Below are 22,709 nucleotides of genomic sequence, written 5' to 3' on the forward strand. Positions count from 1 at the left end.
CAATGGATGACAAGAGTACGATTGACCAGTCTGCTGCTGGGTGGGCTGCTGGTGCTGACCGGCCGAGTGGGCGCGGCGGGACTGTCGGTAGACGATGTGGTGCCCAACTTCATCGGCCTGGGGGTCGGCAGCACCACCCAGTGGCATGGCAGCCAGGATCGCATGGTGGGGGCCATGCCGGGTGCCCGCATCAAACTCCAGGGCAGTCGGTTTGTGGAGTGGTACGGCCCCTATGTGGGACTCAACCTGCTGGAGGATGATAACGGCTGGGAAGCCGGCCCCTTGCTCAATGTGCGCTTGGGGAGAGAGGGCGTGGACGACCCCGTGGTGGCCCAACTGCCGGAGATAGGGCTGGGGCTGGAGGCCGGTGGCTTCGTGGCCTGGCACCATGCCCGGCTCACCGGCATCCCCTACCGGCTGCGTCTGGGGCTGATGGCCAGCCACGCCGTGCTGGGCCAGACCGAAGGCACCCAGCTCACTCCCTACGCCAGCCTCTGGGTACCCCTGTCGGAGCAGCTGTTTATCGGCAGCGGCCTGGGCGCCACCTGGGCCAGCCAGTCCTTCATGCAACAGTATTTTGGGGTCAGTCCGGCGGCCGCCGAGGCCAGCGGTCTGCCCAGCTTCCAGGCCGACGCCGGCTTCCGCCAGATCTACTGGTGGCCCGGGGTGCTGTGGCGCATCCATCCGCGCTGGATGCTGGGTGCCGGGGCCTACGGCCAGTATCTGGTGGGGGATGCGGCCGACAGCCCCATCATTCGCGAGCGGGGGGATCGCTGGCAATGGACCTTCGGCCTGGGACTGGGCTACCTCTGGTAGTCGTTCCGAGGGCCGCCAAGACAGGGTCTCGATCGGCGCAACCACAGCATCGACGCCATGTCGGCAAAAATGAGGGTCAAATGACTAATATTTTTCTCGGGAGATAGTGACATTGATCACAGAATGACGATAATACGCCCACTTTTTATCCAAATGAGACAGGAGAAAACGTGGATCTGGACCACTTGACCGATCAGCAGCTCAATGCCCTGGTAGCCAAGACACTGGGAATCAAGCATGCCAACTTCGCCCCTTGCGACAATTGGCAGGATGCCTGGCCCCTCATCCAGCGCCACAACATCGCCCTGATCCCGGATCATTATCGCCAGGACTGGATTGCCATGGCTTACCCGGGATTTTTGGATCACACGGATATGGTGGTGGAGATGGTGGGTCGCCAGATGAAACATACCAACCCGTTGCGCGCGGCCATGATGGCCTTCCTCAACGTTCACCGCACCCTGCGGCTGGATCTGGCCCACTAAGGGCCCGCAACCTCAGGTCCGGCCGGGCCGTCTAATTCAGCAGGTGGAGTTCGTCGTCCCACCGCCTGTTTAGCATCACCCTCTCATCCACCTCGGCCATAAGCCGCCAGAAACACCCGCACCGCCCGGGACACCACCCGATCCAGCTCGTCATCGGCCGGCATAGGTCGCGCACCCAGACTGCAGGGCTCGATAAGCTCCGCCTCCAGCAGCCCCTTGAAGTGCATGGCACAGATCCAGGGGTCGTCAAATGCCAAGCGGGCCTGGTGACTCGACAGAAACTGGCTGAACAGTTTCCAGCCCTTCTCCGGCCCCAGGGCATAGAAGCGGCGCCCCACCTGGGAACGCGCCGCCTCGTGCAGCACCACGGTGCGCAGCGCCATCACCTCGGGGTGCAGCATGAAGCACAGGTAATATTTCCCCAGCCGTTGCAGTTGGGTCGGCAGAGCTGCTGTCGCATCCAGTTCCTCGAACGCCTCGGCGATGCGCATCCGGCGGCCGAACTCCAGCATCACCGCCTCGAACAGCGCCTCCTTGGAGCTGAAGTGGTTATACAGTGTGGCCTTGGATCCCCCCACCGCACTGGCGATGGCCGACATGGAGGTGGTTTCAAACCCCTGACGGGTGAAGGCCTCCCGGGCCACCTCCAGGATGGCCTGTCGCTTGGCCTCACTCTTGACGCGCATGCTGCCTCTCCGGCTGATAAGGACGCGCTAGTTTTCCTTGACGGCAGGGTGCTTGTCAAATTATAACCGTACCGTACGGTACAGTTATAACACACAAGCGACAAAGGAAGCCCCTCACCCATGCCTAAGCCACAACCGCGAGCCGGTCGCCTGTTGCGCTACCGGCTCACCCCGTTATTGAGCAGCCTGCTGCTGGCCGCCTGCGCCCACCAGCCGGATTTGCCCGACGCCCCCCTGCTGCAGGCCGACCAGCTCGCCAGCCGCCAGAGTCTGGCCGGCGCCCGGCAGGACAGCTGGCCCGTGCAACAGTGGTGGACCCGCTATCAGGATCCTCAGCTGGATAGCCTGATGACCCAGGCCCTGGCCGATTCCCCCACCCTGGCCATCGCCCGGGCCCGCCTGGCGCAAGCCCAGGGGGCCGCCCGCCAGGCCGGTGCCGAGCTGGGACCGGACATCAGCGCCAGCGGCGCCATCACCCAGCAGAAGATCAGCTACAACAACGGCAACGACTACGTGCCCCGGGACTGGAACACCTACGGCTCCGGCCTGCTGAGCTTCAACTACGAGCTGGACTTCTGGGGCAAACACCATGCCCAGGTGGCCGCCGCCCGTTCCGAACTGGCCGCCGCCCAGGCCCAGCAGGCGGATGTTCGTCGCCTGCTCACCAGCGGGCTGGCCCAGGCCTATGCCGAGCTGGCTCGTCTGTACGCCACCCGGGACACCGCCGCCACCGCCCTGAAGATCCGGCAGGAAACCGTGACCCTGTTCCAGGATCGTCAGCGCAACGGCCTGGAGACCCTGGGCTCGGTGCGCCAGGTGGAGTCGCTGGCCGCCAGTGCCGAGGCCAACCTGCTGGCCATCGACGAAGCCATCGGCCTGCAGCGCCATGCCCTGGCCGCCCTGGTGGGCAAGGGCCCTGACTGGGGCCTGAGCCTGCAGCGTCCCCGCCTGGCGCTGAGCAGCCGCTTCGGCCTGCCCGCCGAGGCGGGGGTGGATCTACTGGGCCACAGACCCGACATCACAGCCGCCCGTTGGCAGGTGGAAGCCGCCGCCAGCCGGGTCGGTGTGGCCGAGACCCAGTTCTACCCCAACATCAGCCTGAGCGGCTTCATCGGTACCCAGGCCCTCGGGCTGGAGAACCTGAGCGCCGCCGGCTCCAGTGCCGGCGGCATAGGCCCGGCCCTCTACCTGCCACTGTTCAGCTCAGGCCGGCTGGAGGGGCAACTGGATAGCGCCAAGGCGGCCTATGAACAGGCGGTGGCGGAGTACAACGCCAGCCTGCTCACCGCCCTGCAGCAGGTGGCGGATGCGGTCAGCAGCAGCCAGGCCCTGGGGGCCCGTCTGCAGCGCACCCAGGCGGCGGTAGACGCGGCCCAGCAGGCCTACGACATCGCCAACCACCGCTACCAGGGGGGGCTGGCCAATTACCTGGATGTGCTCAGCGCCGAACAATCCCTGCTGGCGAGCCAGGAGCAGCTGGTGAACCTGCAGGCCCGGGCCCTGGCCCTCGACATCAATCTGGTGCACGCCCTGGGCGGCGGCAGCCAGGCAACCTCTTCTTGATAACGGACGATCCCGCTCATGACCCAGATACACGTAGTCTCCCCCACCCAAGATCCGGTGGATGAACAACTTGAGCAACGCCAGTTGGCCGCCAAGCGCAAGCGCGGCTTTGCCGGTCTGGCACTGGTGGTGGCCCTGGCCGCCGTCGGTTACTGCAGCTGGTGGTGGCTGGTGGGCAGCCGCTACGTCAGCACCGACAACGCCTATACCGCCGCCGAACTGGCCGCCGTCACCCCGGCTGTGGGAGGCATAGTGCAAGCGGTGGCCGTGGTGGATACCCAGGCGGTGAAGCAGGGCGACGTCCTGGTGACCCTGGATGACACGGACGCCCGTCTGGCCCTGGCCCAGGCCGAGGCCAACCTGGCCCTGGCCCGCCGCCATGTGCGCAGCTACCTGGCCAACGACGAGATGCTGGCCGCCCAGATCAAGGCGCGGGAAGCGGACGAGAAGCGCGCCGCCGCCCAGCTGCTGGCCGCCCAGGCGGATCTGGCCCGGGCCAAGGTGGATCTGACCCGTCGTGAGGCCCTGGTGGCCTCCGGCTCCGTCTCCGGCGAGGAGCTGACCAACGCCAAGAATGCCCTGGCCCAGGCCGAAGCAAACCTGGATGCCGCCAAGGCCGCCAGCGCCCAGAGCCAGGCCAACCGCCTCTCCTCCATCGGCTCCAAGAAGGCCAACGCCAGCCTGATCATGGACAGCACGGTGGAGACCAACCCAGAGGTGCAGCTGGCCCGCGCCCGCTTCGAACAAGCCCAGGTGGACCTGGCCCGTACCCAGATCCGCGCTCCGGTGGACGGCGTGGTGGCCAAGCGTCAGGTGCAGGTCGGCCAGCGGGTGCAGGTGGGGGAACCCCTGATGAGCGTGGTGCCGCTGCAGACAGTGCACGTGGATGCCAACTTCAAGGAGGTGGAGCTGAGCAAGGTCAAGGTGGGCCAACCGGTGGAAGTGGTGGCGGATCTGTACGGTGACAGCCAGATCTACCACGGCGTGGTGACCGGCTTCTCCGGCGGCACCGGCTCCGCCTTCTCCATGATCCCGGCGCAAAACGCCACCGGTAACTGGATCAAGGTGGTCCAACGGCTGCCGGTGCGCATCGAGCTGGACGCCCAGGAGCTGGCCGCGCGGCCGCTGCAGGTGGGGCTCTCCATGGAAGCCACCGTCGACACCTCGGTCGAAGTAACCGGCCCGGCCCTGGCCAAAAACGCCCCTCCGGCCCAGCGCCAGGAGTAACGAGGTAGTCCATGGAACTTGCTCACCGCGAACCCGCCCCCCTGCAAGGGGGGCAACTGGCCCTGGGCGCCCTGATGCTGGCCATGGCCAACTTCCTGGCCATCCTGGACACCACCATCGCCAACGTGTCGGTGTCCAACATCGCCGGCAGCCTGGGCACCTCAACGAGCCAAGGCACCTACGTGATCACCTCCTATGCGGTGGCGGAGGCCATTTCCGTGCCCCTCACCGGCTGGCTGGCGAGTCGCTTCGGGGCGGTGCGGGTGTTCGTCACCTGCTTCATCCTGTTCGGCCTGTTCTCCATCCTGTGCGGCATGGCCACCAGCATGAACATGCTGGTGCTGTTCCGGGTGTTTCTGGGCTTCTCCGGCGGCCCCCTGATGCCCCTGTCCCAGACGCTGATGCTGCGCATCTTCCCCAAGGAGAAGAGTCATGCCGCCATCGGCCTGTGGAGCATGACCACCCTGGTGGCACCCATCATGGGCCCCATCCTGGGGGGGATCCTCTGCGATCAGTACAGCTGGCCCTACATCTTCTACGTCAAGGCGCCCTTCGCCCTGGCGGCGGGGTTCCTGTGCTGGCAGCTGCTGCGCCGCTTCGAGCTGCCCACCTGCAAGCTGCCCATCGACAAGATAGGGCTGGGCCTGCTCATCGTCTGGGTGGCCGCCCTGCAGATCATGCTGGATGAGGGCAAGGATCACGACTGGTTCGAGTCCAGCCGCATCGTCACCCTGGGGATCATCGCCGCCATCGGCTTTGTCGCCTTCCTGATCTGGGAGCTGACGGAGAAAAATCCTGTGGTGGATCTGCGGGTGTTCCGCCATCGGGGCTACCGCAGCAGCATGATGACCCTGGCCCTGGCGTTTGGCGCCTTCTTCGCCATCACGGTGCTGACGCCCCTGTGGCTGCAGATCTACATGGGCTACACGGCCACCATAGCGGGTTACTCCACCGCCATGATGGGGGTGCTGGCGGTGTTTTTGGCGCCCATCATCGCCAATCTGGCCAGCAAGATGGACCCCAGGCCCTTGGTGTTTGCCGGGGTGCTGTGGCTGGGGATCTGGACCCTGTTTCGCAGCCACGCCAACATGGACATGACCTTCTGGCAGATCAGCCTGCCGATGCTGTTCCAGGGGATCGGCATGCCGCTGTTCTTCGTGCCCCTGACGGCCCTGGCGCTGGGCTCGGTGCTGCCCCGCGAGATGGACTCGGCGGCGGGGCTGATGAACTTCATCCGCACCCTGTCCGGCGCCATTGCCACCTCCATGGTCAATACCGGCTGGGAGCGGCAGACCCGCTACGTCCATGCGGAGCTGGCGGGGCTGACGGATCAGTCGGGCATGGCCGGCCGGGCCATGTCCCTGTCTGGCGCCAGTGACGGCCAGATACGCGGCACCCTGGACTGGCTGCTGCAAGGCCAGAGCGTCATGGTGGCCACCAACCACCTGTTCATGCTGATCGCCCTGCTGTTTGCCATCGCCGCCGGCTTCATCTGGCTGGCACCCAAACCAACCCATGCGGTGGATACCAGTGCCGTGCACTGACAGAAGCAACAGTGCGGTGCACTGACAAAGCAACAGTGCAGTGCACTGTTGCCCCTAACTGAATGCCTACGTGTCTCTCGATTTCCCCCGCTTCGGCGGGGTTTTTTATGCCTAAATCAACCCCTTGAGACGCAGCAACCCCAGGGCGGCCACAGTGGTGGCATCCTGCAGCTGGCCCGTCCGCACCTGCTCCAGCACCGTCTCGATGGCAAAGGGCCGGCAGATGAGCCCCTGCTCTTCCGGCTCCAGGGCCTGGGGCCCCTGACTCAGATCTGTGGCCAGGAACAGATCGTAGGCCTGGGTGCAGAAGCCATAGGCCAGGTAGAGGTGTCCCACCCACTGCATCTGGCCGGCCCGCAGCCCCGTCTCCTCCTGCAACTCGGCCCGGGCCAGCCCCAGGGGATCCGATTCGTCCTTGTCCCAGGTGCCCTGGGGCAGCTCCCAGTGACGGCCGGCCACCGGGTAGCGGTACTGCTCCACCAGGTAGATCAGACCGTCTTGCACTGCGGCGATCACCGCAAAATCCGGCTTCTCCACCACGCTGTAGATCCCCTCCTGACCGTCGGCCCGCCGGATGCTGTCCTCCCGCAGCCGCATCCAGCGGTTGGCGTAGATCTCCCGGCTCTCCAGGGTGGTGATTTCCGGGCTGTGCGCTGTGCTGTCCTGGCTCATGGGGCTCTGTCCTCAAGGGTGATGAATAAAATTGGCGGCTAGTCCGTCAGGTTCAAGCTGAAGAAGAGGCTGTCCACCGCCATGCGCGGAAAATGGGCCGGCAGGCTCTCCACCGCCACCGGCACAAAGCCGTGCTTGGCATAGAAACGGTGGGCGGCATGGTAGCGATCCGTGGTACCCAGCCAGATGCGTGCCGCCCCCTGCTGGCGGGCCCAGTCCAGCGCCTGGGTCAGCAGGTGTGCCGCCACGGCGCTGGCTCCCCGGTAGGCCGGCGCCACAAACATCTTGCGCAGCACCAGATCCCCCTCACCAATGTCCTTGAGCCCCAGGCTGCCCACCAGAATCTCGTCATCCAGGGCCACCCAGAAATTGCCCTTGCCCTGCTGATAGAAGTGGGGGATATCCAGCAGATCCGGCTGATCCGCCAGGGTCACCTGCACACCAAATTCTTGCTGCTGGATCGGCAGTATCAGATCCACGACGCCCTGTCCGTCCGACGGGCAAAACACGCGATAGTCCATCTTGACTCCCTTGGGTTACAACTGTGTCACTAGACACCGGGAACCATTGCAAAACAAGTGCCCAAGGGGCGGCAGGCGCAGAGCAGGGCGGTAGGCTTAGATCGGCGCGGCATGGCGCAGTCGACTGCGGAAGATGGAAATGAGGAACCGCAGCCTGGCACAGTTAGCCATGTTTTCTTGGCCGTCGAGGGCGCATACTGTGGAGCGCAACCGGTTTCTCAAGGAGTGTTTCATGCGCTGTAAAGGTTTCCTGTTCGATCTGGATGGCACCCTGGTCAACTCCCTGGTGGTGGTAGAGCGGGCCTGGAGCAACTGGGCCCTGGCCCATGATCTGGATCCCCAGGTGGTGCTGGATTTTATTCACGGCAAGCAGGCCATCACCTCCCTGCGCCACTTTCTGCCCCAGGCCGACGAGGCCAGCCTGCGCCAGGAGTTTCTGGCCCTGGAGAAGGTGGAGGCCGAGGACACGGATGGCATCACCGCCATGCCCGGTGCCCTGGCGCTGCTCAACCGGCTGGATGATCTGGGCGCCCCCTGGGCCATCGTCACCTCAGGCTCGGTACCGGTGGCCCATGCCCGCCACGCCCAGGCCGGCCTGCCCCGCCCCCAGGTATTCATCACCGCCGAGCAGGTGAGCCGGGGCAAGCCGGAGCCGGATCCCTATCTGCTGGGGGCCGAACACCTGCAACTGCCGGCCGAGAGCTGCCTGGTGGTGGAGGATGCGGGGGCTGGCCTGCGCTCCGGTCTGGCCGCCGGTTGCCGGGTGTTGGCGGTGCATGCCCCGGCGGATCTGCCGGAGCTGGCTCAGGTGGATTGGGTGCTGCCGGGCCTCACCGGCCTGCAGATCCAGGCCGAGGCGGACGGCTGGTTCAGCCTGCGTCACGTCTGATTGACAGCGAGCAGACCTAGACAGGTCTGCTCATTTTGTACCGACCAGCCAAATGTAATATGGTCGGTCTATCTCCTTTGCCACAGGTGATTGTCCATGCTGGCCTTCGTTCCCCCCACCGTCATCTCACCCCTGCTAAGCCTGGTGGTGTTCATCATAGGCCACGGCCTGCTCTCCACCCTGCTGACCCTGCGCCTGAGCGCAGAGGGGGTCAGTGCCGGCTGGATTGGCCTGGTCTCCACTTCCTACTTCGCCGGCCTGGTGCTGGGCTCATTCGTCAACGCCCGCATCATCAGCCGGGTGGGTCACATCCGCGCCTATGCCGCCTATGCCTCCTTGCTGGCCGCCCTGGCCCTGTGGCATGGCCTGCTGGTGGATCCCTTGGCCTGGAGTCTGTTGCGCCTGCTGGGTGGCTTTGCCACCGGCGGCCTGTTTGTGGTCATTGAGTCCTGGATGCTGGTGTCCAGCTCCCCTGCCACCCGGGGCCGGCTGATGGCCCTGTACATGATCTTGCTCTATGGCGGCCTGGCCGGTGGCCAGTGGCTGCTGCGCTATATCGATCCCTTACAGCTGAGCCCCTTCGCCCTGGTGGCCATGAGCGCCTCCTTGTCGGTGATCCCCCTGGCCCTGACACGGGTAGGCATGCCCCAGACCGAAACCCCGCGCCAGCTGGGCTTCTTCACCCTACTGCGCCTGACGCCGGCAGGCATGGGCAGCAGCCTGGCCTCGGGTCTGCTGCTGGGGGCCCTCTACGGCCTGTTGCCCCTGTTCTTCACCCGCCAGGGTCTGGCGCTGGAGCAGGTCGCCAACCAGATGGCCCTGGTGATCCTGGGGGGCGTCAGCCTGCAGTATCCCCTGGGTCGCCTATCGGATCGCTTCGATCGGCGGCGCATCCTGGCCCTGTTGGGCGCGGGGCTGGCCGTGCTGAGCCTGGCCATACTGCTGCTCAGCCAACTGGCGCTGCCTGGCGTGCAGGCGATGCTCATCTTCCTGTTCGGTGGCCTGGTGTTTTCCATCTACCCCATCAGCCTCAGTCACGCCTGTGACGAATTGACCCCGGAGCAGATGATCAGCGCTAACCAGGGCATGCTGCTGGCCTACAGCCTGGGGTCCACCGCCGGCCCCCTGCTGGCCTCCCAGGCCATGACCAAGCTGGGTTCCAGCGGCCTGTTTGGCTACTTTGCCCTCTGCGCCGGCGGCCTGGCTCTCTACCTTGTCTGGCGGCAGAAGGTACGCTCGGCGGTGCCCATGGCCGAACATCAGAGCTATATGCCGGTGCCGCCCAACACCCCGCTGGCGGCGGATCTGGATCCCCGCATCCCCACCGAATCCAGGTTCAATCCCCAGGAGGATCAGACCGACATAGCCCCACCCCCGACGGCGGAGGTCAAAGGCTAATCCAAGGCAAAAAGTGATTGCAGGATGGGCCCTTCAGGCATATAAAGTGGCATATGCCAATAAATAAGGAGCCCCTCCCATGATTACCTTACTGCCCATGGAGCAAGATCAGCTGGCCAAGCACTTCACCAAGGCCCCCGAACTGCTGTTTATCGATGAACAGGGCAAGTCCCTGGGACGGGTGGCCAACCCGGCCGTCGAGAGCAACTGTGCCGGCAAGCAGGCCCTGCTGGATCTGATGGCCACAGCCCGGGTGGAGCGAGTGCTGGTGCGCGGCATCGGTCAGCAGATGCTGGGCAAGCTGCTGGAGCGCAAGCTGCTGGTGCAGGAGGTCAAGCTGCGGCAGGCACGGCCGGAGCAGCTGGCCAACCCCCAGGCGCCGGGTCTGCTGACCCTCACCGACGCCAGCCAGGGCAAACCCTCCGTCAACCACCAGGCCAAGGGTGAGTGCTGCCATCACGATCATGACGCCGCCGGTGAGCAGGCGTGCTGCAAACAGGGTCATGGCGAGCAAGGCAGCGGCAAAAAATGTTGTCAGCACTGAGTCAGTGGCTGCTGGGCGGCCTGTTTGGTGTCTTGTTCCTGTTTGCCGGCAGCCTGATCTTCTGGCTGCGCCTGCAGGGGCGCCGGGCACCGGCCGATGGCCGGCTGTGTGGTTGTCACACCCCCTGCCAGGAACATCTGTACCAGATCCAGGAACCCGCCCGCCCCGCGACAAAAAACCAGCCCTCTCGCTACGAAAATAAGGAAACGCCATGAGCAAGTCCTATCGCCAGATCAACCAGGATCAACGGGAGCTGGGCCGCGCCTACCGCCAGGCCAGCCCCGACACCTTCAACGCCTTCCTCGGTCTGCATCAGGCCACCATGAAGGACGGCGCCCTCAGCGCCAAGCACAAGGAGCTGATCGCCACCGGCATCGCCATTGCCGCCCGCTGTGACGGCTGCATCGCCAGCCATGTGGCCGCCGCCCTCAAGGTCGGCGCCAGCCGGGAGGAAATGATTGAGACCATTGATGTGGCCATCCTGATGGGCGGTGGCCCCAGTCTGATATACGGGGTGCAGGCCCGCGCCGCCGTGGATGAGCTGCTGGGAGCATGAGCGCCCTGCCCACCTATCACCAGACCCGGCAGATCCACGCCGATTGTCACCTGTGTGGCGACCTGGGTCCCCTGCGCTTTGCCTTGTTGGGGCCGGGTCAGGTCAGCAGCGAATTTATTGGCCGGCGCCACCATCAGGGCTACCCCGGACTGATCCACGGCGGCATCATCAGCAGCCTGCTGGATGCGGCCATGACCCACTGCCTGTTCAGCCTGGGCCATCAGGCCCTGACTGCCGAACTGCAGGTGCGCTTCCTGGCGCCGGCCCCCCTGCTGACGCCGCTGCGCCTCACGGGACGTCTGCTGAGCCAGCGCCGGCAGCTGTTCCAGCTGGAGGCCGAGCTGAGTGAGGGGGATAGGCCCCTGGCCCGGGCCAGCGCCAAGTTCCTGCTGCCCGCACAAGCATGGCACGCCGTCCATGGCCACTGAGCTGACCTTGCAGGTACTGTGCAACAACCAGGCACACCCTGGTCTGCAGGCCGAACACGGCTGGAGCTGCTGGCTGGATGACGGGCAGTCACCACTGCTGTTTGATGCCGGCGCAGGTATCGGCTTGCAGAGCAATGCCGCCCGCCTGGGCGTCGACTTGCAGCGCTGCCAGCACCTGCTGCTGAGCCACGGCCACTGGGATCACAGCGGCGGCCTGGCGTCCCTGCCGGATGCCCTGCTGTCCCGGGTGCAGGGTCATCCCGACTGCCTGCGCCCGCGGGTCAGCCGCCATGTCGGCAAACCGGTGAGGCAGATTGGTATGCCGGCGGATCTGGCCAGCCGGCTGGGCCCGCTGGCTCATTGGGGCGCTGAGCCTCTTCGTTTCTCCGACAGCATGGGCTCCAGCGGTGTCATTGCGCGCCCGCATACCATCGAGGACAGCGGCGGCCCCTTCTTCTGGGATGAGGCCGGGGAAGCACCCGATCCCATCCCGGATGATCAGGCCCTCTGGCTCGCCACCCCGGCGGGCCTGGTGGTGGTGCTGGGTTGTTGTCATGCGGGCCTGGTGAACACGGTGCAGCACCTGCTGAGCCTCACCGGACTGCCGAGGCTGGCGGGAGTGATCGGTGGTCTGCACCTGCTGCACGCCAGCCAGGAACGGCTCGCCTTCACCCGCCGCTGGCTAGGCCACTGGGCACCGGATTTTCTCTGTCTGGGGCACTGCAGCGGCGATCCGGTGATCCCCTATCTGGCGGCGGCCCTGCCCACTACCCAGGTGCGCCCCATCCAGGCCGGGGATCGGTACCGCTTTGCGCTGCGCCCTTGCCCTTTGCCGCCGCCGTCTAACGAACCGCATCGCCCATAACAAAAACCCTGCACTAGACAGGGTTTCGTTTAATGGGTTGGCGTTGCGCCTGACTAGTGATCCAGATACAGGTAGTGCATCCAGCCGGTCATGCGCAGCAGCACCTTGCGCATCACGGCCACATGGTGGAAGTGCTCCGTGTAGATGGCCACCTGGGCCGCCACCCCATCCGGCAGATGATAGGCATCCACGGCAGGATCCAGCTCTATCTCCGCCAGAATGCCGTTGCGCCCATCAAAGCTGATGGTCTGCAGGGCAAACTGGGTGTGATAGACCCCTTCCGGCACCACCGGCATCACCTGCCTGACCTTGCCCTTGAAGACGGTGCCCGGCACGCCGGTGAACACCACCTCCGCCTCATCGCCGGCCTTGACCCGCAACAGGGAGTTTTGGCGGAAGGAGGCAACCACACGCCGGCCCTGATCAGGAATGAAGAACATGGCCGGGCGGAAGGGCATGCTGTTGACATAGCTGCCCTTGTCCAGCAGTACCTGAGTGACATAGCCGTCGCTGGGGGCGCGCACCACGGTTTGCGCCAGGTTGTATTCTGCCTCCTTGAGCTGGGCCCGCAGGCTGACGATGCCGGCGTTCTCACCGTTGACGATGGCATCCAACTGACTCTGGATCTGTTGTTGCTGCGCCTCGGCGGCACTCAGCCGGGCCTCTTGCGCCAGGAAGGCCTGGCGGGCGTTGGTGGCCTCCTGCTCGGTGAAGGGGTTGACCGCCTTCCTGGCCGCTTGCTCATAGCGCGTCAGATCCTTGCGCGCCTTGTCTCTATCTGCCCGCACCTGGGCCACCTGGGCCTGGGTGACGCTCAACTGGTCCCGCTGCGCCGCGACGGACTGCTCGGCGGTCACCAGATCCGCCTTGAGCCGATCCACCCGCGCCTGATAGACGGTAGGGTCGATGCGGAACAGCTCATCCCCGGCCTTGAGATGCTCATTGCGCCGCACCGGCACCTCATCCACCACCCCAACCACCTGGGAGATGATGGGCACGGCCACCACCGCCTTCTGGGCCACATAGGTATAGGGATGGTTGTAGTTCATGGTCAGCACCAGACCGGCCACCACAAACACCCCGCCCAGCACGGCGGTGGGAACGGTCCACTTGTTGACCGGGATCTTGAACACCTTAAAACAGCCGTAGGCGAACGCCGCGTAGGTCAGAATAATCAGCAAATCCATGGCTTAAACCTCCTTGTCCGCGGTCGGCTGTTCAGCGGCCGCCGCCGTGGCCGAGGACGACGCCGAGGGCCGTTGTTGCATCAGCAACTCCATCCTGGCTAGCTGCTGTTCCAGCTGGCTGATCCTGTCGTGGTCCTTGCCGACCATGCCCCAGCCCCGATCCTCGCGATAGAGGGTGGCCCAGATCCACAGGAAGGGCCACAGCACATGCAGGGTGAACAGACTGACCCAGCCGGCGATGTGAATGGCATCCTGATGGGGATGATTACGTTTGACTGAGATCTCGTAGGGGATGTCGTGAATGGCGATCACGCCGTAGAAGCAGACCAGCAAGACAAACACCAACACCACCAAAGCAAAGTAATCCAGAAACATGACACTCGCTCCTTGTCCTTATGACGCGTTTCAGCCTATCAGAGATGGGCGGCCCGAACCTAAATAACAGCTTCATATGATATCCACCGCACACTCAAGATGCGATGGATAATCAAAGATGAACCCATACTCCCCTGCTTAGCCATTCGGATTTGGATTGCTTTGACAACCGCTTGACCATAAAGGACAATCGGGTGACTTTGGATACGTGGGAATCGAACGATGACGGCGGAAAATCAAAACTACACCTCTTTAGAGCAGGCGTTCTCCCTGGGCAATGGTCAGGACTCTGCCCTGAACTGGCTGAGAAAGAACCGCAGTCATGTGGCCATCTTCCTGGTCAGCGGTATCAAACTCGAAGGCAGCATCAGCGGTTTCGACCAGTACAGCGTCTTGCTCACCGATGCCAATGGCAACCAGCAGATGATCTACAAGGCCAAGATCTCCACCATCGCCATGCTGGGACAGCGTGGTGGCTTCCAGCGTCCGCGCCGGCCCCGCCCGCCGTCAGAACGTTATGGTAGCGATGATCGTCGCCCCTCCTACACGCCTCAACAGGATGATGAGCGCAGCTAAGCGCCCCTGAGCGCCCTGGCCATGCCAACGGCTGGCGGTCACCGTGTCACGACACGGGTACCGCCAGCCGTTTTGCTATGCAGCATCCGCCAGATTGTCGAAGCCAAAAAAAAAGGCCACCGCTCGGGTGACCAATCAGAAGGCTACGGAATCTAAGACTTAGCGGTTATCTGAGTCGCGGCGGGGCCATTCCAGGCTGGCGGAGCCCGTTTGCTGCGCCTGAGCCACCTGGGTCGGGATGGCTGAAGCCTGAGACGCTTGGCGCAGTGTCAGGGGGCCATCGCCCTGTTGAGCCTGGGCGCCGGTAGCCGCCAACAGCAGGACAGATGCAGCAGTCAGAGTGCGGATGATATTCATAGTAAGCTCCTCGGTATGGGGTTGCGTCTCACGGACGCCGAATGGGGTTTGGCGCGGCATGTCCGGCCGTTGAGAGAAGTATCACCCTTTCTTAAATGGCAATAAACTGGCCATTTTATTAGAATAAATCCCATATTTCGGGATAAAGAGGTCGCCATGGATAAACTGCAAGCCATGTTGGTGTTTAGTAAGGTGGTGGAAGCCGGCAGTTTCGTTGGCGCCGCCGAACGCTTGAATCTCTCCACCACGGCAGTGTCCCGCTATGTGGCGGAGCTGGAGGGGCAGTTAGGGGTGCGACTGCTGCAACGCACCACCCGGCGCCTGCACCTCACGGATCTGGGTCAGCTCTATTACCACCGCACCCTACACCTGCTGGACGAAATGAACGAGCTGGAGTCGGAGCTATTACAAGAAACCCAGCAGCCCGCCGGGCGGCTGCGGCTCAGCGTCTCCATTCCTTTCGGCGCCCGCCAGCTGGCCCCGGCCCTGGCCCGTTTTCGCCAGCGCTACCCCCATATTCGGGTCGAGGTAGTGGCCAGTGACCGCAAGCTGGATCTTATCGAAGAGGGGCTGGATCTGGCCTTGCGGATCACCAACACCCTGGATGGCAACATGATTGCCCGGCCCATCAGTCCCATCCGGACGCTGATTTGTGCTTCTCCCGACTACCTGGCCCGCCGCGGCACTCCGCTCACCCCGGACGATCTGCGCCAGCATGACTGTCTCATCTACAACGGTATACCGGAGCCGAACCAGTGGAGTTTCGTCTGTGAAGGCGGCGAGGTGTACAAGGTGGCGGTGACAGGCCCCCTGGAGGCGGACAACGGCGACATCCTGGTGGGGGCCGCCCTGGCGGGCATGGGCATCACCCGCAGCCCCAGTTTCATGATTGGCGAAGCCCTCGCCGAAGGGCGGCTGGTACCTTTGCTCAGCGGTTATCACATGCCCCAACTGACCCTGAGTGTCCTCTATCCCAGCCGGCAATACCTGCCGGCCAAGGTGCGACGGATGATCGATTTTTTGCTAGAAGAATGGGGTGGCGAGGTGCCGCCCTGGGAAGCCTGTTGGCTACAGCCGCCGGACGGGCCTTGATCAGTCGGCTTGCTGAGCCAGGGCCGTGGCCAGTTCCGCCTTGAGATCGGGATAATGATTGATAAACAACTTGACCAACTGAGGGTCAAAATGACGGCCTGAGTGCTCGGCCAGATAGCTGAGCACCTCGGGCTCAGGCCAGGCGGCCTTGTAGACCCTGGGATGACTCAGGGCATCCCAGACATCCACCAGGGCGAACAACCGAGCCGCCAAGGGGATCGCCTCGCCCTGCAGGCCCTCCGGATAGCCAGAACCATCCCACTTCTCATGGTGATAATGGGGGATGTCGGCACAGGGCCGCAAAAAGGCGATATCGCTCACCAGCCGGTGCCCTATGGTGACGTGCTGCTGCATCTGCTGCCACTCCTGAGCATCCAGCTTACCTGGCTTAATCAGGATGGCATCCGGAATGCCAATCTTGCCGATGTCATGCAACAGGGCCCCCCGCTCTATCTGCTTGAGCTGCCCGGCATCGTCTATGCCGGCCCGCCGGGCCAGGGCCAGCGTCATCAGGGTGACCCGCCGGGTATGATCCCGGGTCTCCTTGTGCCGCAGATCCATCACCCGCACCCAACCGCGAATGGTCTGATCGTAGCTCTCCACCAATGCCTGATTGGCCGCCCGCATGCGGTTAAGATCCCGCCGTATCAGCACAAACAGCAGCGCTGCGGTGATCAGGATGAACAACCAGCCCTTGATGCTTTGCACCCGCAAGATCCAGACCGGATCCCGCACCAGTTGTGCCACCAGCAGATCGGAGAAAAAGATCCACAGAGATCCCGCCACCAGATAGAGCAGCACAATTCGCCATTGGGGTCGCAACATACGCAAACGGCACCTCCTTGCGCTGGCTGGGAAAGGGACGACTCTGTTAGGGTAGTGGCGTCGTCGGGGCCAATGCAAGCACCCGCCTCAATCGGATCAATGACATGGACTTTATTATCCTGCTCCTGCTGTTCGGCCTCCTGGTGGTGGTCGGTGCCATCTGCGGCCTGATTGCTCTGGTACGCCTCACCCGCCTGGAACGCGAGCTGGCCGAGCTGCGTTCCCAGGTATCGGATCCATCGCCGGCCTCAGCCCAGACGGCCACGCCAGTCGCTGTGGCTCTGGCGCCCAAGCCCGAAGCGCCTAGGGTGGCGGTATCGAGGGCGGCAGATCCTTTGCCGCCGGCACCGCGAGCCGCACCCCCTTCGCCGCCGCGACAACAAATTGTTGCCGAATCGGGCCCTATGCCGGCCGAGCCTATTGCGATAGACGGCCGCGACAGCAACCGCCTGGAGCGGGATCTGGCCTCCCGGTGGCTGGTCTGGGTGGGCGGCATCGCCCTGGCCTTAGGCGGCATCTTTCTGGTGAAATTTGGCGTGGAACACAGTGTGCTGGGCCCCACGGGTCGGGTGCTGGCGAGCGGCGCCCTGGGGCTGACCCTGCTGATGGGCAGCGAGTGGCTGCGCCGGCACAGTGCGCCCGTGCTGGGCCAACGGCTGGGACAAAAAGCCGACTATGTGCCGGCGGCCCTGGCCAGTGGCGGCCTCATCGCCTGTTATGCCAGCCTGCTGACCGCTCACGAACTCTACGGCCTGCTGGGCACAGGCCTGACCTTCGGCTTGCTGGCCCTCACCGCCTTGCTGGGGCTGGCCCTGGCCCTGCTGCAGGGGCCGCTGCTGGCGGTGCTGGGCATGCTGGGGGGCTATCTGGTGCCTGTGCTGGTGGATACCGGCCACAGCAGCCAGGCTGGCCTGCTGGGCTACGTGGGGCTCATCAGCCTGGCTGCCCTGGCGCTGCAATGCCGGGTACGCCGTACCTGGCTGTGGTGGGGCACCCTGCTGGCGCACTTTGCCTGGTATCTGCTGAGCTGGAACATACAGCCGGGGCAACCGGCCCTGCTGGCGACGTACCTGCTGCTGTCGGCCTACGCCTTCCTGGCCCTGCCGGGCCTGGGCTGGCGCCTGGACTACCGGGCGGTCCGCTGGCCGTTGCACCGCCACGGCGCCCGCCCGCTGATCAATCACCTGCACTGGCTGGCGGTCATCCTCAGCCTGCTGAGCTGCGCTCAGCTGATCTGGTTCCATTACCCCACCGCCCTGTGGCTCAGCCTGCTGGGCTGGCTGGCCCTGAGCCTCTACTGCAGCCGGCGGACACCGGCGCTGGATCTGTTGCCCTGGCTGGCGAGTCTGGGACTGCTGCTGGCGGTGGCCGCCCACCCCCACTGGCCTCGCCAGGTCAACCTGGCGCCGGAGCAACTCTGGCCACTCTGGCGTTGGGGGATGGGCCTGGCCCTGCTCACCAGCCTGACGCTGCTGCCGCGGCTCCGCAGCCGCTGGCGACCTGGGGTCTGGGGCAGCCTACTGGTCAGTCTGCCCCTGTTAATGCTGGCCCTGCTCTATCACAGGGCCGCCCCCCAGACTGCCAGCCTGTGGGATGATGCCAGCATCATCTGGCCCCTGCAGGCCCTGGGACTGTGTCTGCTGTTTGGCTTGCTGAGCCGACGTCAGAACTGGCCCACGGCCAGCCGTTTGGCGCTGATGGCCGGCTCCCAGGCTGGCCTGACCCTGGCCCTCATCCTCTATTTCAACGAACAGAGCCTGACCCTGGCCTTGGCGGTGCAGCTGACGGGCCTCTGTGCCCTGGCGCGCAAGGAGGGGGATCTCATCCCCCATTGGCTCATCAAGCTGCTGGCCGCCGCCGTGGTGACCCGCCTCTCCCTTAATCCCTGGCTGCTGAGCTACCCGGTGAGCGGTGTCTTTGGCATCCACTGGAGCCTGTACGGCTACGGCATCCCCGTCGCCTGCTTCTTCCTGGCCGCCCGCTGGCTGCCCAGTCGCCCCGGCCAACAGACCCAGGCCTGGCTGGAAGCCGGCGCCCTGCAGCTGCTGACTCTCTGGCTCAGCCTGGAGGCCCGCTATTGGCTCAGTGACGGTCAGCCCTGGCAGGCCGCCTATGAGCTCAAGGATGCCGCCGTGCACAGCTGCCTGTGGGGCGCCCTGGCGCTGATCTACTGGCGCAAGGCCCGGCTGGGCGGCCAGCTGGCCCACGTCTATGCCCTGGCGGCCCCCCTGTTGCTGGGCATGATGCTGCTGATGACAAGCCTGGGCAGCAGCCTGTGGCTGAACCCCTTGTGGCACCGCAGCTGGCTGGGCGAATGGCCCCTGCTCAACCTCAGCCTGCTGGCCTGGGGGATACCGGCCGCGCTGGCCTTGCTGGCCTGGCGTAATCTGGAAGGCAAACACCGCTGGCCGGCCCGCTTGGTGGCAGGCTTTGGCTTTGTCAGTAGCTTGCTGTTTCTCACCCTGGCGGTGCGGCAGATCTGGCGTGGAGGCGACATATCTGGGCTGACCATGAGCCAGGGCGAACTGTACAGCCATTCCGCCGCCTGGCTGCTCAGTGCCATCGCCCTGATGCTGCTGGGGGGCTGGCGCCAATGGCCACAGATCCGCCGGGCCGCCCTGCTGATGTTGCTGCTGACGGTGTGCAAGATCTTCCTGTGGGACATGAGCAGCCTGCAGGGGCTCTACCGCGCCGCCTCCTTCCTGGGGCTAGGTCTGAGCCTGGTGGGGCTGGGCTGGTTCTATCAGCACAAGGTGCTGGGCCGCAACACGTCGGGCGGCTCAGCGCGGCCCTAGCATGCTGTCGGGCCGCAACAGGCGTTCCACCTCGTCCGCCGGCAGGCAACCGCTGGCGACGACCTCCTCGGCCAAGGTGGTTCCCTTGGCCAGGGCCGCCTGGGCCAGCCGGGCGGCCTGTTCATAGCCAATCCGCGGGCTCAGCGCCGTCACCAGCATCAAGGAGCGATCCAGCCAGTGGCGCATCTGCGCCGGCTGGGGCTGCAGGTCGGTCAGGCAATAGGCGGTGAAGCTGACCATGGCCTCGGCCAGCAGCTGCAGGCTCTGCAACAGGTTGTAGAGGATCACGGGCTTGAACACATTAAGCTCCAGCTGGCCCTGCGCCGCGGCGAAGGTGATGGTGTTGTGGTTGCCCATCACCTGGGCACAGACCATGGTCAGCACCTCGCACTGGGTGGGATTGACCTTGCCCGGCATGATGGAGGAGCCCGGTTCGTTGGCCGGCAAATGCAGCTCGCCCAGGCCGCCACGGGGACCCGAGCCCAGCAGGCGGATGTCGTTGGCCAGCTTGTTCAGACTCACCGCCAGCACGCTGAGCATGCCGGATAAGGCCACCAGGGGCTCATGGCCCGCGAGGGCGGCAAACTTGTTGTCCGCCGAGCAAAAGGGCAAGCCGGTCCACTGGGCTATGTAGTCGGCAAACCGCTCGGCAAACCCAGGCGCGGTATTGAGCCCTGTGCCCACCGCCGTGCCCCCCTGGGCCAGCGGATAGAGCTGGGGCAACACAGACTCGATATGTCGCCGTCCCCCAGCAATTTGACTGACGTAGGCCGAGAAGGCCTGCCCCAGGGTCAGGGGCACCGCATCCTGCAGATGGGTTCGGCCCAGCTTGATCATGTCCGCCCAGGCCTGGGCCTGGTGGGCCAGGCAGGCGTGCAGCGTGGTCAGCGCCGGTAGCAGCTGGTGATGCAGCTGCTCCACGGTGGCAATGTGCATCAGGGTGGGAAACAGATCGTTGGTGGACTGGCCCAGGTTGCAGTGGTCGTTGGGATGAACCGCTGCCGGGCTGTCCGCCGAGCAGCCCAGTTGCCGGTTGGCCAGGTATGCCAGCACCTCATTGGCATTCATGTTGGTCTGGGTACCGGAGCCGCTTTGCCAGATGGTGAGGGGAAACTGATCGTCCAGCTCCCCCGCCTGCAGACGCATGGCCGCCGCCGCTATGGCCTCCCCCCGCGGCGCGTCCAGGCGACCCAGCGCCACGTTGCTCAGGGCCGCCGCACGCTTGGCCAGCCCCAAGGCGCGCAGCAGGGCGCGCGGAAACCGCTCCTGGCCGATGGCAAAGTGCAGCAGGGCCCGCTGGGTCTGAGCTCCCCAGCAACGGTCGGCCGGAACCTCTATGGTTCCCAGGGCATCATGCTCGAGACGCATCTTGGGCTGGGTCATGCCTCACCGCCTGAGCATCACATCCAGCTGATCCACCACCTCGGCCCAGTCGGCATCATCCGCCTTGGACTGACGGAGGAACTGGGCCTGGGCCGGGCTCCAGAAACCGGCATCGTGCAGCGCCAGCCCGTCCTCCAGGGGAGCATGCGCGGCGACGAAGCCGCGAATGGCCTCGGGATCATCCGCCAGGCCCAGCTGACGAAACAGGGCCGGCAAACCATGCAGTTGACTCTCCATCGCCTCACCTCACATAGGAATGCCCGAGCCTGCCTACCCACTCGGACAACTGACACCACAGCCCAAGTATGGTGACCCCCATCCGCCCTGTCATGCCCGTGTAAGAAACGGGTAGACATAAATCGGGCAGTTCGCAGAGCTGAACGAGGAAGCAGCGCAGAGGCAGATACAAGTTGGCGATGGCCGGCATATCAGTCCAACTGGCAAGCACAATCATAACGGCAAGAGGAAGGACTCCTTGCTGATTATGCTTGGCATGCAAGAGAGGGGGCATGGATAGGCTGAGTTGAGCCTGGTAGGGCTGGATCCGCACTAACAGCCACGGGAGCCGGCCGCCTCAACCAAACCGGAAAATCGATCGCGAACGGCAATGTCAAAGGGACGCCAATTGGCGTCCCTCGCTGCGACTCTCATTGACGGCCAGCAACCCAGCTGATGTTCATTGCTAGCCACCAGAGCCCATCTTTGTACATCAACCCCGGGTAAAAGTTCCACTGCCGCCAGATGCACCCAGGCTGACCCCCAGCCCAGCCCCCACGGCACTGCCAATGAAGGTACTTCCCCGCCAAAAATTGAGGTTGGTCTGCCCCCCAGCAGAGTTGAAGTTAAACGAGACATCACCAAAGATGCTCGATTCATCCACGGCAAACACGGCGGTCATCCAGGTCACCCCACCGCCTAATGCGGCCCCCCATGCCGTGCCTTCAAATTTGGCAAAAGCACCTGATGGCAGTTTGAAACCCTGATCATTGCTGTACACCTTGACGTAGATAAAGGCTTCTGCAAATGCGACCTGGCTTGGCGACGTGGGCCCTATCGCTTGGATATTTTGGTTCGCGTTGACAATTTCCTGGAGGTGCTGGAGTTTCGTCTGGGCTGCGCCTGCATGCAGCGCCATGTTGTCACTCAATGGATTAGCTGTCGTGCTCATGGTTATCTCCTTTATTGGGTTTTATGAGTCCCTCCAGATCAACAGCGACAAGGGATCCATATGGATCAGATTAGAGATAAACATCGCTGAGTTGTGTGCGTTAGCTCAGAAAACAAACGGCTCATGTTTTCAACAGCTCCCCTCCTGCGCGGAGACACCATGCTTATACTCGGAGCAAGCGCCCCGGCTGATTTCAAGTAAAAATGCGGTGGATTACAGGTATGTTTTTGTATATGTAGGTTTTTCTGGGTAAGTGTTCTGGCAAGGCTCAAGGACCCATCATCGACCGCCAGACAACGCCGGCTGTCACGATAAATCGCAGTCATAAACCAGAGATAGCAAGTTCAGGGTCAAGTGGGTAGCCAGAACCAAGCTTCAGGCTGGCAGGGTTGAGGAAGCGTTTGGATGAAAGACTGGTTTTTTATGCCGCCACTTGGCGGCTTAGAAAAACATAAGGCCACTCGCTGAGTGGCCTTATGTCATTGAATTTGAAGTGGTGCCCGGGGTCGGACTCGAACCGACACGGTTTTACCCGGCGGATTTTGAATCCGCTGCGTCTACCGATTTCGCCACCCGGGCCAAGCACAGCGGTAGATTCCCTCTGGCTTGATGGGTGGCGATTATACAAAGCCCCCTTGCGGTCGCAACGGTTTTTTCATGTTCCATGTCGCAACTGCTGAATTATTCAGCGAAACTGGGCTGGGCGATGCCACCGGCTTGGGTAGAATGGCGCTCCCGATTTAGCAGGAGAGTTTCC

General features: G+C 64.0%; 25 protein-coding genes and 1 tRNA gene. 15 read left to right on the forward strand and 11 right to left on the reverse strand.

Going from position 1 to position 22,709, the window contains the following annotated elements; all coding sequences use genetic code 11:
- Positions 1 to 6 precede the first annotated feature (6 nt).
- A complete protein-coding gene (locus ABD847_RS10495) occupies positions 7 to 816 on the forward strand; it encodes a MipA/OmpV family protein (RefSeq protein WP_345012744.1) in 810 nt (269 codons plus the stop codon).
- A 170-nt stretch (positions 817 to 986) separates the two neighbouring features.
- A complete protein-coding gene (locus ABD847_RS10500; protein WP_345012746.1) occupies positions 987 to 1,301 on the forward strand; it encodes a phage protein NinX family protein in 315 nt (104 codons plus the stop codon).
- An 83-nt stretch (positions 1,302 to 1,384) separates the two neighbouring features.
- Here the strand turns inward: ABD847_RS10500 and ABD847_RS10505 are convergent, their stop codons facing one another.
- A complete protein-coding gene (locus ABD847_RS10505) occupies positions 1,385 to 1,987 on the reverse strand; it encodes a TetR/AcrR family transcriptional regulator (protein WP_345012748.1) in 603 nt (200 codons plus the stop codon).
- 120 nt (positions 1,988 to 2,107) lie between these two features.
- On the opposite strand from ABD847_RS10505, the gene ABD847_RS10510 reads away from it, so the two are divergent.
- The 3 genes from ABD847_RS10510 to ABD847_RS10520 are packed head-to-tail and all read left to right on the forward strand — an operon-like array spanning position 2,108 to position 6,321.
- Complete coding sequence (locus tag ABD847_RS10510) at positions 2,108 to 3,550, forward strand: efflux transporter outer membrane subunit (protein ID WP_345012750.1); 1,443 nt, start codon at positions 2,108 to 2,110, stop codon at positions 3,548 to 3,550.
- An 18-nt stretch (positions 3,551 to 3,568) separates the two neighbouring features.
- On the forward strand, positions 3,569 to 4,777 hold the full coding sequence (locus tag ABD847_RS10515) for an HlyD family secretion protein (RefSeq protein ID WP_345012752.1): 1,209 nt from the start codon (positions 3,569 to 3,571) through the stop codon (positions 4,775 to 4,777).
- Between the two features lie 11 nt (positions 4,778 to 4,788).
- The gene (locus ABD847_RS10520; protein ID WP_345012754.1) at positions 4,789 to 6,321 is read left to right on the forward strand and encodes a DHA2 family efflux MFS transporter permease subunit; all 1,533 of its coding nucleotides are present in this window, start codon (positions 4,789 to 4,791) and stop codon (positions 6,319 to 6,321) included.
- Between the two features lie 111 nt (positions 6,322 to 6,432).
- Here ABD847_RS10520 and ABD847_RS10525 read toward each other — a convergent pair whose 3' ends face one another.
- A complete protein-coding gene (locus tag ABD847_RS10525; protein ID WP_345012756.1) occupies positions 6,433 to 6,993 on the reverse strand; it encodes an NUDIX domain-containing protein in 561 nt (186 codons plus the stop codon).
- 38 nt (positions 6,994 to 7,031) lie between these two features.
- Complete coding sequence (locus ABD847_RS10530) at positions 7,032 to 7,514, reverse strand: GNAT family N-acetyltransferase (protein ID WP_345012758.1); 483 nt, start codon at positions 7,512 to 7,514, stop codon at positions 7,032 to 7,034.
- Positions 7,515 to 7,746: 232 nt separating this feature from the next.
- Between ABD847_RS10530 and ABD847_RS10535 the strand changes: the two genes are divergently transcribed.
- From ABD847_RS10535 to ABD847_RS10565, 7 genes are all read left to right on the forward strand, one after another.
- Entirely contained in the window at positions 7,747 to 8,403 is a 657-nt protein-coding gene (locus ABD847_RS10535) for a sugar phosphatase (protein ID WP_345012760.1), read from the forward strand.
- 96 nt (positions 8,404 to 8,499) lie between these two features.
- Complete coding sequence (locus ABD847_RS10540; protein ID WP_345012762.1) at positions 8,500 to 9,801, forward strand: MFS transporter; 1,302 nt, start codon at positions 8,500 to 8,502, stop codon at positions 9,799 to 9,801.
- A gap of 79 nt (positions 9,802 to 9,880) precedes the next feature.
- Positions 9,881 to 10,345: a NifB/NifX family molybdenum-iron cluster-binding protein gene (locus tag ABD847_RS10545; protein WP_345012764.1), complete on the forward strand. Its 465-nt coding sequence runs from the start codon at positions 9,881 to 9,883 to the stop codon at positions 10,343 to 10,345.
- Positions 10,330 to 10,560, forward strand: a complete 231-nt coding sequence (locus ABD847_RS10550; RefSeq protein ID WP_345012766.1) for a hypothetical protein — start codon at positions 10,330 to 10,332, stop codon at positions 10,558 to 10,560. Before ABD847_RS10545 ends, ABD847_RS10550 begins: the two co-directional genes overlap by 16 nt.
- On the forward strand, positions 10,557 to 10,901 hold the full coding sequence (locus ABD847_RS10555) for a carboxymuconolactone decarboxylase family protein (RefSeq protein WP_345012768.1): 345 nt from the start codon (positions 10,557 to 10,559) through the stop codon (positions 10,899 to 10,901). Before ABD847_RS10550 ends, ABD847_RS10555 begins: the two co-directional genes overlap by 4 nt.
- Entirely contained in the window at positions 10,898 to 11,329 is a 432-nt protein-coding gene (locus ABD847_RS10560; RefSeq protein WP_345012770.1) for a PaaI family thioesterase, read from the forward strand. The genes ABD847_RS10555 and ABD847_RS10560 overlap by 4 nt, the downstream gene beginning before the upstream one ends.
- Positions 11,319 to 12,194: an MBL fold metallo-hydrolase gene (locus ABD847_RS10565; RefSeq protein ID WP_345012771.1), complete on the forward strand. Its 876-nt coding sequence runs from the start codon at positions 11,319 to 11,321 to the stop codon at positions 12,192 to 12,194. The genes ABD847_RS10560 and ABD847_RS10565 overlap by 11 nt, the downstream gene beginning before the upstream one ends.
- A gap of 53 nt (positions 12,195 to 12,247) precedes the next feature.
- Here the strand turns inward: ABD847_RS10565 and ABD847_RS10570 are convergent, their stop codons facing one another.
- Positions 12,248 to 13,381: an HlyD family secretion protein gene (locus ABD847_RS10570; RefSeq protein ID WP_345012772.1), complete on the reverse strand. Its 1,134-nt coding sequence runs from the start codon at positions 13,379 to 13,381 to the stop codon at positions 12,248 to 12,250.
- A gap of 3 nt (positions 13,382 to 13,384) precedes the next feature.
- A complete protein-coding gene (locus ABD847_RS10575; protein ID WP_345012774.1) occupies positions 13,385 to 13,756 on the reverse strand; it encodes a DUF3302 domain-containing protein in 372 nt (123 codons plus the stop codon).
- 222 nt (positions 13,757 to 13,978) lie between these two features.
- On the opposite strand from ABD847_RS10575, the gene hfq reads away from it, so the two are divergent.
- Positions 13,979 to 14,332, forward strand: coding sequence for an RNA chaperone Hfq (gene hfq / locus ABD847_RS10580; RefSeq protein WP_345012776.1), 354 nt, complete (start codon positions 13,979 to 13,981; stop codon positions 14,330 to 14,332).
- A 159-nt stretch (positions 14,333 to 14,491) separates the two neighbouring features.
- Here hfq and ABD847_RS10585 read toward each other — a convergent pair whose 3' ends face one another.
- Complete coding sequence (locus tag ABD847_RS10585) at positions 14,492 to 14,689, reverse strand: hypothetical protein (protein WP_345012778.1); 198 nt, start codon at positions 14,687 to 14,689, stop codon at positions 14,492 to 14,494.
- 156 nt (positions 14,690 to 14,845) lie between these two features.
- On the opposite strand from ABD847_RS10585, the gene ABD847_RS10590 reads away from it, so the two are divergent.
- On the forward strand, positions 14,846 to 15,781 hold the full coding sequence (locus ABD847_RS10590; RefSeq protein WP_345012780.1) for a LysR family transcriptional regulator: 936 nt from the start codon (positions 14,846 to 14,848) through the stop codon (positions 15,779 to 15,781).
- Here ABD847_RS10590 and ABD847_RS10595 read toward each other — a convergent pair whose 3' ends face one another.
- On the reverse strand, positions 15,782 to 16,606 hold the full coding sequence (locus ABD847_RS10595) for an HD-GYP domain-containing protein (RefSeq protein WP_345012782.1): 825 nt from the start codon (positions 16,604 to 16,606) through the stop codon (positions 15,782 to 15,784).
- 104 nt (positions 16,607 to 16,710) lie between these two features.
- On the opposite strand from ABD847_RS10595, the gene ABD847_RS10600 reads away from it, so the two are divergent.
- The gene (locus ABD847_RS10600; protein WP_345012784.1) at positions 16,711 to 19,401 is read left to right on the forward strand and encodes a DUF2339 domain-containing protein; all 2,691 of its coding nucleotides are present in this window, start codon (positions 16,711 to 16,713) and stop codon (positions 19,399 to 19,401) included.
- On the opposite strand, the gene ABD847_RS10605 is transcribed toward ABD847_RS10600, so the two are convergent.
- From ABD847_RS10605 to ABD847_RS10620, 4 genes are all read right to left on the reverse strand, one after another.
- A complete protein-coding gene (locus ABD847_RS10605) occupies positions 19,387 to 20,784 on the reverse strand; it encodes a class II fumarate hydratase (RefSeq protein ID WP_345012786.1) in 1,398 nt (465 codons plus the stop codon). The genes ABD847_RS10600 and ABD847_RS10605 overlap by 15 nt on opposite strands.
- A 3-nt stretch (positions 20,785 to 20,787) precedes the next feature.
- Positions 20,788 to 21,021 carry a DUF2789 domain-containing protein gene (locus tag ABD847_RS10610; protein ID WP_345012788.1) on the reverse strand — a complete coding sequence of 78 codons (234 nt, stop codon included), beginning with the start codon at positions 21,019 to 21,021 and terminating at the stop codon, positions 20,788 to 20,790.
- 472 nt (positions 21,022 to 21,493) lie between these two features.
- Positions 21,494 to 21,952, reverse strand: coding sequence for a hypothetical protein (locus ABD847_RS10615; protein ID WP_345012790.1), 459 nt, complete (start codon positions 21,950 to 21,952; stop codon positions 21,494 to 21,496).
- Positions 21,953 to 22,446: 494 nt separating this feature from the next.
- Positions 22,447 to 22,531, reverse strand: a tRNA-Leu gene (locus tag ABD847_RS10620).
- Positions 22,532 to 22,709: the final 178 nt, after the last annotated feature.

The sequence above is a fragment of the Pseudaeromonas paramecii genome (assembly GCF_039540575.1).
GTDB classification, from domain to species: Bacteria; Pseudomonadota; Gammaproteobacteria; order Enterobacterales; family Aeromonadaceae; genus Pseudaeromonas; species Pseudaeromonas paramecii.

Bases quoted from the DNA above. Each gene is read 5' to 3' on its own strand.
- ABD847_RS10495 (WP_345012744.1), top strand. From the start codon at position 7: ATGACAAGAGTACGATTGACCAGTCTGCTGCTGGGTGGGCTGCTGGTG.
- ABD847_RS10505 (WP_345012748.1), bottom strand. From the start codon at position 1,987: ATGCGCGTCAAGAGTGAGGCCAAGCGACAGGCCATCCTGGAGGTGGCC.
- ABD847_RS10510 (WP_345012750.1), top strand. From the start codon at position 2,108: ATGCCTAAGCCACAACCGCGAGCCGGTCGCCTGTTGCGCTACCGGCTC.
- ABD847_RS10515 (WP_345012752.1), top strand. From the start codon at position 3,569: ATGACCCAGATACACGTAGTCTCCCCCACCCAAGATCCGGTGGATGAA.
- ABD847_RS10520 (WP_345012754.1), top strand. From the start codon at position 4,789: ATGGAACTTGCTCACCGCGAACCCGCCCCCCTGCAAGGGGGGCAACTG.
- ABD847_RS10525 (WP_345012756.1), bottom strand. From the start codon at position 6,993: ATGAGCCAGGACAGCACAGCGCACAGCCCGGAAATCACCACCCTGGAG.
- ABD847_RS10530 (WP_345012758.1), bottom strand. From the start codon at position 7,514: ATGGACTATCGCGTGTTTTGCCCGTCGGACGGACAGGGCGTCGTGGAT.
- ABD847_RS10535 (WP_345012760.1), top strand. From the start codon at position 7,747: ATGCGCTGTAAAGGTTTCCTGTTCGATCTGGATGGCACCCTGGTCAAC.
- ABD847_RS10540 (WP_345012762.1), top strand. From the start codon at position 8,500: ATGCTGGCCTTCGTTCCCCCCACCGTCATCTCACCCCTGCTAAGCCTG.
- ABD847_RS10545 (WP_345012764.1), top strand. From the start codon at position 9,881: ATGATTACCTTACTGCCCATGGAGCAAGATCAGCTGGCCAAGCACTTC.
- ABD847_RS10550 (WP_345012766.1), top strand. From the start codon at position 10,330: ATGTTGTCAGCACTGAGTCAGTGGCTGCTGGGCGGCCTGTTTGGTGTC.
- ABD847_RS10555 (WP_345012768.1), top strand. From the start codon at position 10,557: ATGAGCAAGTCCTATCGCCAGATCAACCAGGATCAACGGGAGCTGGGC.
- ABD847_RS10560 (WP_345012770.1), top strand. From the start codon at position 10,898: ATGAGCGCCCTGCCCACCTATCACCAGACCCGGCAGATCCACGCCGAT.
- ABD847_RS10565 (WP_345012771.1), top strand. From the start codon at position 11,319: ATGGCCACTGAGCTGACCTTGCAGGTACTGTGCAACAACCAGGCACAC.
- ABD847_RS10570 (WP_345012772.1), bottom strand. From the start codon at position 13,381: ATGGATTTGCTGATTATTCTGACCTACGCGGCGTTCGCCTACGGCTGT.
- ABD847_RS10575 (WP_345012774.1), bottom strand. From the start codon at position 13,756: ATGTTTCTGGATTACTTTGCTTTGGTGGTGTTGGTGTTTGTCTTGCTG.
- hfq (WP_345012776.1), top strand. From the start codon at position 13,979: ATGACGGCGGAAAATCAAAACTACACCTCTTTAGAGCAGGCGTTCTCC.
- ABD847_RS10585 (WP_345012778.1), bottom strand. From the start codon at position 14,689: ATGAATATCATCCGCACTCTGACTGCTGCATCTGTCCTGCTGTTGGCG.
- ABD847_RS10590 (WP_345012780.1), top strand. From the start codon at position 14,846: ATGGATAAACTGCAAGCCATGTTGGTGTTTAGTAAGGTGGTGGAAGCC.
- ABD847_RS10595 (WP_345012782.1), bottom strand. From the start codon at position 16,606: ATGTTGCGACCCCAATGGCGAATTGTGCTGCTCTATCTGGTGGCGGGA.
- ABD847_RS10600 (WP_345012784.1), top strand. From the start codon at position 16,711: ATGGACTTTATTATCCTGCTCCTGCTGTTCGGCCTCCTGGTGGTGGTC.
- ABD847_RS10605 (WP_345012786.1), bottom strand. From the start codon at position 20,784: ATGACCCAGCCCAAGATGCGTCTCGAGCATGATGCCCTGGGAACCATA.
- ABD847_RS10610 (WP_345012788.1), bottom strand. From the start codon at position 21,021: ATGGAGAGTCAACTGCATGGTTTGCCGGCCCTGTTTCGTCAGCTGGGC.
- ABD847_RS10615 (WP_345012790.1), bottom strand. From the start codon at position 21,952: ATGAGCACGACAGCTAATCCATTGAGTGACAACATGGCGCTGCATGCA.